Here is a 10,170-nt window from a genome sequence, read left to right as displayed (position 1 = left end):
ACGGCACCGAAACCAGGAGTTCCTGGCGTTCCTCAAGCAGATTGAGCGGGCCTACCGCGACGCCGTTGACGCCGAGGGAAAGCCGGTCGAGTTGCACCTGGTGATGGACAATTACGCCGCCCACAAGCACGCGAACGTCAAGGCCTGGCTGGCTGACAATCCCCGCTTCAAGGTGCACTTCACCCCGACTCACGCCTCGTGGATGAACCTGGTGGAGGTCTGGTTCGGGATCGTCGAACGCCAGGCCATTCGCCGAGGGGTCTTCACATCCGTCAAGGACCTCAACGCCAAGATTCGGGCCTTCATCGACGGCTGGAACAACCGCTCACACCCGTTCGTCTGGACGAAAACCGCCGAGGAAGTCCTCGCGAAAGCCAACCGTAACAACACTTCAAATGCGGACCACTAGTTGCATACCCTTCTAGGGGCAGCGCTCGCGGCTACCGAGTCCGCCTTAGGAAGTGATCAACGCCCCTGTATTGCGGATCCAGCGAATCCAGCCTCCTTCAAAGTTCACCTGTTTTCCGTCCGGGGTGTCGAATTCGCTGGTCGTGGGCAGCCCGAACCTGCCGTTCTCGTAGCCCTGTCTTCCGTATTCCTGAAAGATCGCTCCCCACACTGCTTGGGCGTTGGTGGTCGGCGACCAATATATGTTTCCGGTTTCGAATCGGTTGAAGGAGCAAAATCCACGGTTGGGGCACGGCAATTCGTTGCTGGTGGGGTACATCAGGCTCCCTGCCTCAGCTCCGAGTTCCAAGTAGCGCTCCCCGATTCTCCCCCAGACGGCATTGGCGAAGCCGTTGGCGACAAGTGGATGCCAGTAGTTGCGTCCGTTGGCAAAGTTTTGAGCTTCTCCGCCATTTGCGGCCGGTTCGCCGGGCTTCGCGTCCGCGCGGGCAGAGGGTGGCCTATGTGCGGGTGTCGGCTGCGGATCAGAATGAGGCGCGTCAGCTCGAGGCGGTGGGGGAGTGTGATCGGGTCTATGTCGAAAAGCAGTCTGCGCGCTCGCGCGCCGATCGCGAGAAGCTCGCCGAGTGCATCGGGTACCTGCGCGACGGTGACGAGCTCGTCGTCGCGTCAATGGACAGACTCGCTCGTTCCCTGGTTGATCTCAAGCAGATCGTTGGTGAGGTCACTGCCAAGGGCGCGAGTGTGGAGTTTGTCCATGAACGGGCTACCTACGCCGCCGGCGCCCAGGATCCTCGAGCGGATCTGATGCTTTCGCTGCTCGGGGCGTTCGCCGAGTTCGAGCGGGCCATCATTCGTGAACGTCAGGCTGAGGGCATTGCCATCGCTAAGGCGAAGGGCAAGTACAAGGGTCGTAAGCGAGTCCTGACCGCCGAGCAGGTCGACAAAGCCCGGGCCCGCATCGAGGCAGGGGAGGGGCCATCAGTGATCGCCCGCAATCTCGGAGTTGGCCGATCCACGCTCTACCGCGCACTACAGCGCGTTGAAGCGGGCGGGCGTGGACGCACCAGCCACTGACCCCCGCCCTGAAGATGGTGGGTATCGCTAGCCACAGCAGCTCGACCGTCGAGATTCGGCACTCGGGAGGGACCGCGGTTCTTGCTGACCTTGCGCAGTTTCTCCAGGCACGAGTCAGTGCAGCCGGAAGCCGGACGGGCCACCTATCCGACGCTGTCCCGGTGTGCCGGTGCTGTGGAACTGGCCGTGGTCTTGTGGTCACGCGGAGCAGTGCCCGGGGCAAGGATCGCTAGCAAGACTGCGGCTGCGGCGGTGAGGATTGCCAACGTAAGTGTGGCCTGACTGCTGCCGTTGACAAATGCCTCTTTGGCGTAGTCGACCAATGGTTGCGCCATTGGTCCGGCTTGTGCGGCGATCTCTAGGGCGGCGGCCAGGGAGTCGGAGACCGGACCGCGGGCAGGTTCGGGTAACTGAGGCAGGGCGGGTTGGATGTGGCGGGTGTATCCGGCGGCCAGCACACTGCCGGCCACTGCGATCCCCATCGCAGCGCCGATCTCGCGGGCCGCATCGTTGACTGCGGCGGCGACCCCGTGTTTGCTCTCCGGAGTTTCGGCGATGATCGCGTAGGTCGCCGGGGCTGTGCATAGTCCGAGCCCTGCGCTCATGATCAACAGCGGCCATAGCAGGTCGAGGTAACGTGCGTCGACGGTCAGCCGGCTGACCAGCATCAGGCCAACTGCGATGGTCACCAGACCGGCGACGGTCATCACTCGTAGTCCAAATCGCTGTGACAGTCGGGGGGCGATCACCGAGATCACGATCAGGGGGACCGTCATCGGCACCAATCCCAACGCCGAGGCCAGCGGTCCGTATCCCAGGATCAGTTGCAGGTACTGCACCAGGAGTAGGAATACCCCGAAAGTGACCAAGAATTGGATGGCCACCGACAACGAGCCGGCGCTGAAGCCGCGCTTGGCGAACAACCGAACATCCAACAAGGGGGCCGAGGATCGCAGCTCAATCAGGATAAAAAAGGCTGTCGCCAACATGCCGGCCCCGGCGCTGGCGAGAACGATCGGGTCGGCCCAGCCCCGCGCGGGAAACTCGATCGTGGCGAATACGATTCCCGCAACCGCGACTGCAGCTGCCGCCGCGCCCACCCAGTCCACGGGAGGGTGATCATGCTGGCTGGACTCAGCGATCGTGCATGCCAGCGCGGCCAGTAGGGCTCCCGCTGCGGTCAGTCCGAGAAATACCGACACCCACGACCAGCGCTCAAGCAACACCCCGGCGCCGAGGATGCCTAACACTGCTCCGGACCCGGCGACTCCAGCCCACACACCTACTGCTCGGCCGCGATGAACGGCGGCGAAACCAGCAGTCAGAATCGAGAGCGTCGAGGGCATTACCAGTGCAGCGCCCGCCCCGGCAATCGCTCGCGCAGCGATCAACCAGGCCGGGTCAGACAGCAGCAGGGGAAGTGCGGACGCCATGGTGAATATCGCCAGGCCTATTACGAGAACTGCGCGTCTGCCATAGCGGTCACCGATCGCTCCAGCGGGCAGGACCAGGCACGCCAGTACCAGCGTGTAGCCGTCGACGATCCAGGTCAGCTGGGCTTGCGTCGCTCCAGTCTCTACCGCAATCTCCGGTAATGCCGAATACAGCGCGGCCATGGCCGCGACCACCAACGCCACGGCTAGGCACGACACCGTGAGCATCCACCATTCGGCTCGGGTCCACCGGGATGACTCGGTGATGGTCTGTTGCGGTGAGTGCATCGCCGGCCCCTTGCTGTGAAATGATCGGTCTTGGTCTGAGACAAGTAGTATCACAGTGTTCGGTTGGTTGGACAGGTTAGCTTGGACGAGAAGTGACCGTCGGCCGAAGGGGGAGAGCGTGAACGACTGGAGTGCTGACCGGCCCGCTACGGACGACGATCAGCTCGATCCGCGACTGCTGCGCTCACGAAAACGATTGCTCGACGCTGCCACGCATCTCCTGAGCACTGGCGGTGTAGAGGCGGTTACCGTCGAGGCGGTCACTCGAATGTCAAAGGTTGCGCGGGCCACGCTCTATCGGCATTTCGGCGGGACCGCCCAGTTGCTTGCGGCGACCTTCGAGCGGCTGTTGCCTCGCGTCGAGGTCTCTGCCGACAGTGGGTCGGTACGAGACCAACTCATCGCGCTTCTCACGGCCCAAGCCGACCTGATTGACCAGGCGCCGCTGAACATTACGACTCTGGCTTGGCTGTCAATCGGATCAGTCGGCGGCGATCCTGCCGATTCGGCCGCGATCACCTCACTGCGTAGTCGAGTCATCGAGGTATACCGGCAGCCCTTTGACCGCATCCTCACACAGCCTGACGTTCGAGCACAGCTCGGCAACGTCGACACCACCTTCGCGATCGTTCAACTCCTGGGTCCCGTCGTGTTCGCTCGCCTTACTGGGCTCTGCACCGTCGACCACGACGGATGCGTGCAACTCGTTGATGATTTTCTTGCTGCCCGCAAGCAGGGAGGCGAACCCATCCCGGCCGAGTCCATCCACGACCTGAACCGCCCTGGCGCCGGCGGATCTCGCTAAATCGGGGCTTCTTCTTGTCGGATGGGTGTGACCGCTCGATCGCCGAGGTCGCCGGGGAGGTGGCGAGGCAACCCTAGAGCCCGGTCGTTTCGGTGCGAGCGGCGGCGAGCCATCCGCTGCAGTCTGAGTGCGGCCGGAACTTCTACCGTCCAGTTTTGACTTCCCGATTAGTCAGGCTGCTGCAAGCGATCGCGAAGCTGACTCCAGAGCTTCAGCCAGTTGAAGCTCGAGCGTGGGCAGGAGGCTAACCGCCGAAGCCACACGTTCCAGCCGAGTACGCACATCGACCTCGTGCTCGATCCCGGCTCGGCCGGCCTCCGTCCATGTCTGTGCACAGTGTCTGGCGGCTACGGCGAGATCTTCGGTCGCGAGGTCACCGGTCAAACGTGCCACGTCCGCGCAGCCGTCAGCGAGCAGCTTTCGGAACAGGCCGCCACCGGTGCCGGCCTTCTCGATGAAAGCGCTCAAGCTGAATAAGAGGATCTCGAGTTCGTCAGCCGGTAGATGGGACCAAGTCCGGACATCAGCGGCGAGCTGGGCGACCGCTGCTAAGCCTTCGGAACCGCTCACCGCGGTCGTGAGATCAACGACTCCTGGCGGAGTTGGGTGGCGCATGTTCGCTGCCGATTGACGGAAAGCCGCTGCGGCAACCTGCGCAAGGTCTGGTAACTCATGCGGCCAGGCGATGCGGTACGTGGTGTGACGTGTCGGTTGTGGGAATGACATCGACGACCGTGCTCGAGCGAGAGCGTCGAACGGAACCTTTTGGACCTCGGCACGGTCGTTGTCAACAACGAAGGCGATCCTCTCCGCCTCGTCGTAACCAATTACCACGATATCGTGGCGACTCATTTGGAGCCGAACCCGCAGGTAGGGCAACTCCGCGATGTCGCCCCATATCAGGGCTGGCCTTCCGGCATCGACCTCCTGGCTAATCCACGACCATCCTTCTCGGGGATCGTCGGTCGTGAGCACTTGGACCTGTGCGCCCAGTAGATGGGGGAGATTTACTTCGAAATCGGAGTCTCTCCCTACCAGATAAAGCGGCGGGAAGAGGTCGCTCGAGCGCAAGTAGGACAGGCCAAGTGACCCCCCGAGGGTGAAGACGAGACCTTCATCGGGCGGTCCTTCCCAGCCGAGGCCTTGCCAGTGCAGGAGGTCTCGCATCGCGGCTGAGCCGCAGTGCCCCCCGACCCGATGTGGATAGTTCTCGATGAGCGTCTGGCGAGTCATCAGAGTTCCTTTCTGAACGGCAGGCGGGCACGAACCGGGCTCTCTTGCTGCGCCAGTGGGATGTCAGCGCCGTTCGTCGAGGCTCCGCCGCTGACCGTGCGAGTCTCGCTCGGGACTGGCTTACCCATTGCGAAAGGAATCGGGAGAACCCGTATGGGCGAAATCGGTCCGGACGAAAGGACGCTGCTGGGTGATGGCTCGCTTGCTGAGCATGAAATCGCGGGGGCGGTTGATGCAGTCTGCAGCAAGGAGTTCGCCATCACGGAGGTAGAAGCAGCTGAAGTCGCGGTCCCGGGTGGGGTCACCGCTGAGGACGACTTCGTCGTAACCGGTGTTGAGACCGGCGATCTGCAGCTTGAGATCGTATTGATCTGACCAGAACCAGGGAAGCGCCTCGATCTTCCTAGATTTTCCGCAGATGGTCGAGGCGGCGACCTTGGCCTGCTCCCCCGCACTCGACACGGACTCCATGCGTATACGGCAGCCGTAACGGGCGATGTCATGGCTTGTGCAATCTCCGGCGGCCACGATGTCGGGGTCCTCGGTCCGGGCATGGTCGTCGATCACGATGCCGTTGTCGACCACGAGACCCGCAGCGTCGGCGAGTTCTGTTCTCGGTTCAACACCGATGCCCACGATGACCAGATCAGCCGGGATCGACTCGCCAGTAGATAGTGTGACCTCGCGGACGCAGTCGTCTCCGACTAATGCTGCGACTTTGGCGCCCGTTCGGATATCGATGCCCTCCTCTCGGTGGATCCGCTCGAAGAACGTTGATACGTCGGGAGCAGTGACCCGCTCGAGGACGCGAGTGGTCGCCTCGAGCACGGTGACGTCCAGGTCCAGTGCCCGTAGTGAGGCGGCCGTCTCAAGTCCGATGTAGCCGCCCCCGACGATCACCACTCGCCGCCCGGGGGTGGCGGACGTGCGGATCTTCTCGACGTCTGCGGCGGTACGAAGGTAATGGACCCCGGGGAGATCGGCCCCAGGAACGCGGAGCTGACGAGGGCGGGCTCCCGTGCACAGCGCGAGCTTGTCGTATGTCAGTGTGTCGCCGGTGCTCATAACGATGTGCCCAGCCGAGCGGTCGATCGCCTCCACGTGCGCGTTGAGAAGCTGGATTCGCTGCTTGGAGTAGAAGTCCGAACTGCGGATGGTGATCTCGTCGAGGGTGGTTTTCCCGGCGAGATACGCCTTCGACAGTGGCGGGCGCTGGTAGGGCACCGTGGGCTCCTCGCCGATGAGGACGATCTCACCGCTCCACCCGTCCTGCCGTAGGCTCGCCGCGAGTTGGGCTCCGGCATGGCTGGCACCGATGATGAGGGCTCGCTGCGATGTCATGTGCCGGATTTCGGGGTGAGGCGCACCATCATCTTGCTGATGCCGCGAACGAAGTTGGACTGCACGTACTCGGGTTCGCCGACGACCTCGATGTTCTCGAAGCGGGGGAGCAGCTCTTCCCAGAGGATCCGCAGCTGCATTTCGGCCAGTCGGTTGCCCATGCACCGGTGTACGCCGAACCCGAAGGAGATGTGGTTGCGGACGTTGGCCCGGTCGATGATGAAGTCATCGGGCCGCTCGAACACACGCTCGTCGCGGTTGCCTGAGGCGTACCACATCACGACCTTGTCACCCTTACGGATGAACTGACCGTTCAAGATAGTGTCAGTCTTGGCGATTCGGCGCATGTAGGCCAGCGGCGTTTGCCACCGGATTATCTCGGAGACCATGTTGGGGATCAGGTCAGGGTTGGACTTGAGCTTTTCGAACTGGTCTGGGAACCGGTTCAGCGCCAGAACGCCACCACTCATCGAGTTCCGGGTCGTATCGTTCCCTCCGACGATCAACAGCACAAAGTTGCCCATGAATTCCATCGGGCGGTCGATCAGATCCTTGGTGTTCTCGTTGCTCTGCAGCATGGTGACCAGGTCGAAACCGGGTTCCTCCCCCTCTGCTAACCGAGCCTTCTTGTCGTACCACAGAGAACTCAGACCGCTCGCCATCTCGCGCATTCCGTCGAACGACTCGTCGAGGTCCGCAGGACCACCGTTCGCTTCCTCGAACGAAGTTGCAATATCTGACCAGTACACGAGTTTGCGACGTTCCTCGTAGGGGAAGTCCAAGAGCGTCGCGAGCATTCGAGCTGTCAGTTCGATCGAGACAGTCTGGACCCAGTCGAACGGCTGATTCACCGGCAAGTCGTCTAGTACCTCGCGAACCCGAGACCGAATGAGCGTCTCCATCTCGCGCAGGTTCTTAGGCGCCACCACCCCCTGCACAGCTGCTCGCTGCACGTCGTGGCGCGGTGGGTCCATCGCGATGAACATCTCAATATCGAGAAAACGAGGCGGGGCCCCGATCACTATCATCGGCTCGGCGGAGAAGACCTCATGGTTCTTATCGACCGCGATGATGTCTTCATGTCGGGTCACTGACCAGAACGGCCCGAACGCACTGTTGGGCTGAAAGTGGACCGGAGCCTCGTTTCGCAGGCGCTCATAGTAGGACTGCCAGCGTCCTTGCCGATAGAGAAAGGGATTACTGAGGTCGATGTCGGCGAGTTCGACGTCCTCGACGGGGGGGATGGGCTTCTCTACGAAGAGCTTCTTCCCATTCGTCCTTGTCACCCAGCGCCGAGTCCTGTCGTACAGATGGGCGCCCCGGATCTGCAGATCCATCGGGATGGCCGACTGAACCTTGTCGCCGATCGTATCGGAAACCTTCACGTGTCTCACCTTGTCTTTCGTCGTTACATCTGGAACGTCGTTACATCTGGAACTCTGGCACCTGGACGGTAAGGCCGTCCCAATCCGCGGACGCGGTCATCTGGCACGACAGTCGGGAGGTCGGCAGCCGTTCGGGGTTCATTGAGAGCATCTCTTCTTCACTTGCTCCCGAGAGGCCCACCACGTCGGACCATTGCGGATCAACGATGACATGACACGTGCCGCACGCGGCTTCGCCTCCGCAATCGGCGTCGATTCCGGGCACCGCGTTGTTGACGGCGATCCGCATGAGTGACTGCCCCTCCTCCAAGGGCACCTCGTGCTTCTCTCCGTCATGTGAGACGAAGGTTACGACTGTCATCGCTGGCTCCTGCATGGTTGTTCGGGTAATAGCTGCTCACAGCATTGCTAACAACGACGACTGCGGCTAGGTTGATTGAGGGCAGAAGCTTGTTAATTTGGCTCAGAAGGCGGGGGCGATGAATCTTGATCGCGAGGGCGTGCCACCGCTCGTGTTCGCGCAGTTACTTGAGAGCCCAGTTCTGGAGCAAGACGCCGTTGCACGGTTTCGCGAGATCATGGATCGTGAGCGAAGCGACGTCGAGTCACTTCTCGCCATCAACGCCCAAGTTCCCCTGCGGTGGATCAGGGAAGCCTTGCCCGACCTCGACGTTGACCAAGCAACGACCCTCGGTTTGGCGTTCGCCCAGCATGCTCATCTGACGTCCTTCGGACCATTAAGCGTCCCACTAGTAAGCGCAGGTTCCGCAGGCGAGATATTGGAATTGCTTGCCTACCTGCCGCTAATAACCCCAGCCCTGAGTGCGCAGTTCTACGCAGGTGGACACGGAGTGTCTGTCGCGCTCAATGGGCAGACGGGCGATCGAGTCCTAGACTCCCTAGTGGTCACCTACTGTGGTGCGGTCCTGCTGAGGCTGCTGAATATACTCGTTGGCGATGCACCAGACATCACACTCTCACTGGGTTGGCCCGCTCCGGAAGGTCTGCCCGTGGATCAGGATTGGTTAGCTGGTCGCCTGGTATTTGACGCTTCACTGTCCATTCTGCATTTTCCCGTTGACGCGGTCAATCACGTCTGCCGGTTCTCTGACCCCGTGGCGTATCGACTCGCTATCAGTGACTTGCAGCGAAGGCTCGACGAGCGGAGTAAAATCGCCTCGTATTCGGACAAGGTGAGACGTCTGATAGAGAAGCGTCCCGCAGATTGTGGAAGTCAGTGGATTGCAGACGAACTCTCCATCTCTACGAGCACACTTAAGCGGCGCCTCTCTGAGGAAGGGATGACCTATCGCGGACTGCGCCAGTCGATCATTCTTGAGTACGCGATTCTTCGTTTACTGGACGGATCTGTGTCCGCGAGCGAGATCGCCACGGACCTCGGATATAGCGACCTCGCCAGCTTTTCACACGCTTTCAAGCACTGGACCGGCCACCCGCCGACGGGGTTCCGTCGTAGGTAGCGCTGCCACTTGGTTGACTCGTACAGGGCAACTGGCAATGCACGGTGCCTTCAGCTTCGCCCTTTCTTTGGGCGTGGCGTTCAATAGCTTCAGGCTCCGCCGACACCCTCGACGTATTCGGGCCTGGTGCTCGCGGCGGTGAGTTTGGCCTAAGCCCTCGAGTTTCTCTGTGACTGCAAAAAGTGTTCAACCTCGACCACGATGAACAGGGCAGTGGCAGTAATAACAGTGCGGCCCTCTGCATCCTCCATCGTGGACTTGAGGTCCAATTTCCGGCCATCGCGAGACCGAACTGCAGCGCGCAGGATGTACGGGGTGTCGAGTAGTGCTGGCGCAAGATACTCGAGCTCGAGACGGCGCGTCACGGCGAGCTCGCCGACCGAATACAGCAAGAAGCCGAAGAGGTCGTCAATCACGGTCGCTACCGCGCCGCCGTGTGCAATGCCCGGTGCCCCGACGTGGCGCTGGTCGAACTGGTGGTGTGCGACGACGCCGTCTCCGTCACGCCGTACCGAGAGGAAGTGACCATTCGGGTTCTCTGGTCCACAGCCAAGGCAGTTGGGGTGGTGGGGAGGAAGCTCGGAGGAACCGGATTCCATGCGCGTGAACGAGGCCACCCAGTTGTCGATATCGGTACCTATCGGCTCGCCGGCCTTGTCGCGAAATGTGTCCATGTCCAGACCTTCCTGTCGATGAAGTTGTACTGGGTGCGATACCTC

Annotated in this window: 10 protein-coding genes and 1 pseudogene; 4 read left to right on the top strand and 7 right to left on the bottom strand. The window is 61.6% G+C overall.

The features are described from left to right. Nucleotides 1-409 (top strand): transposase (locus tag OPF83_RS16990; RefSeq protein WP_264888818.1); only part of this gene is annotated, 409 nt, incomplete at its 5' end. A gap of 45 nt (nt 410-454) precedes the next feature. On the opposite strand, the gene OPF83_RS16985 is transcribed toward OPF83_RS16990, so the two are convergent. Continuing rightward, nucleotides 455-727 carry an LGFP repeat-containing protein gene (locus OPF83_RS16985; RefSeq protein ID WP_067478016.1) on the bottom strand — a complete coding sequence of 91 codons (273 nt, stop codon included), beginning with the start codon at nt 725-727 and terminating at the stop codon, nt 455-457. Between the two features lie 137 nt (nt 728-864). Here OPF83_RS16985 and OPF83_RS16980 point away from each other — a divergent pair. Next, nucleotides 865-1,485 (top strand): annotated as a pseudogene (locus OPF83_RS16980) (recombinase family protein); the annotation flags it as partial. 143 nt (nt 1,486-1,628) lie between these two features. Here the strand turns inward: OPF83_RS16980 and OPF83_RS16975 are convergent. Then, nucleotides 1,629-3,206 carry an MFS transporter gene (locus tag OPF83_RS16975; protein ID WP_264888817.1) on the bottom strand — a complete coding sequence of 526 codons (1,578 nt, stop codon included), beginning with the start codon at nt 3,204-3,206 and terminating at the stop codon, nt 1,629-1,631. 118 nt (nt 3,207-3,324) lie between these two features. Between OPF83_RS16975 and OPF83_RS16970 the strand changes: the two genes are divergently transcribed. Further along, entirely contained in the window at nt 3,325-4,011 is a 687-nt protein-coding gene (locus tag OPF83_RS16970) for a TetR/AcrR family transcriptional regulator (protein ID WP_037216855.1), read from the top strand. 171 nt (nt 4,012-4,182) lie between these two features. On the opposite strand, the gene OPF83_RS16965 is transcribed toward OPF83_RS16970, so the two are convergent. From OPF83_RS16965 to OPF83_RS16950, 4 genes are all read right to left on the bottom strand, one after another. Further along, nucleotides 4,183-5,244, bottom strand: a complete 1,062-nt coding sequence (locus OPF83_RS16965; protein WP_007633702.1) for a BtrH N-terminal domain-containing protein — start codon at nt 5,242-5,244, stop codon at nt 4,183-4,185. A 120-nt stretch (nt 5,245-5,364) separates the two neighbouring features. Continuing rightward, the gene (locus OPF83_RS16960) at nt 5,365-6,585 is read right to left on the bottom strand and encodes an NAD(P)/FAD-dependent oxidoreductase (RefSeq protein ID WP_017836048.1); all 1,221 of its coding nucleotides are present in this window, start codon (nt 6,583-6,585) and stop codon (nt 5,365-5,367) included. Continuing rightward, nucleotides 6,582-7,922, bottom strand: coding sequence for a cytochrome P450 (locus tag OPF83_RS16955; RefSeq protein ID WP_371204028.1), 1,341 nt, complete (start codon nt 7,920-7,922; stop codon nt 6,582-6,584). Before OPF83_RS16955 ends, OPF83_RS16960 begins: the two co-directional genes overlap by 4 nt. Before the next feature lie 88 nt (nt 7,923-8,010). Further along, nucleotides 8,011-8,331: a 2Fe-2S iron-sulfur cluster-binding protein gene (locus OPF83_RS16950; protein WP_007633708.1), complete on the bottom strand. Its 321-nt coding sequence runs from the start codon at nt 8,329-8,331 to the stop codon at nt 8,011-8,013. Between the two features lie 118 nt (nt 8,332-8,449). On the opposite strand from OPF83_RS16950, the gene OPF83_RS16945 reads away from it, so the two are divergent. Next, nucleotides 8,450-9,451 carry an AraC family transcriptional regulator gene (locus OPF83_RS16945; RefSeq protein ID WP_031264629.1) on the top strand — a complete coding sequence of 334 codons (1,002 nt, stop codon included), beginning with the start codon at nt 8,450-8,452 and terminating at the stop codon, nt 9,449-9,451. A 149-nt stretch (nt 9,452-9,600) separates the two neighbouring features. Here OPF83_RS16945 and OPF83_RS16940 read toward each other — a convergent pair whose 3' ends face one another. After that, nucleotides 9,601-10,125, bottom strand: coding sequence for a PaaI family thioesterase (locus OPF83_RS16940; protein ID WP_017836045.1), 525 nt, complete (start codon nt 10,123-10,125; stop codon nt 9,601-9,603). Nucleotides 10,126-10,170: the final 45 nt, after the last annotated feature.

Origin of the sequence: Dietzia sp. NCCP-2495 (assembly GCF_026011735.1) — a bacterium.
In the GTDB taxonomy this organism is placed as follows: Bacteria; Actinomycetota; Actinomycetes; order Mycobacteriales; family Mycobacteriaceae; genus Dietzia.
The sequence above is the reverse complement of the archived record's forward strand: the minus strand, read 5'-3'. Positions and strand labels throughout refer to the sequence as shown.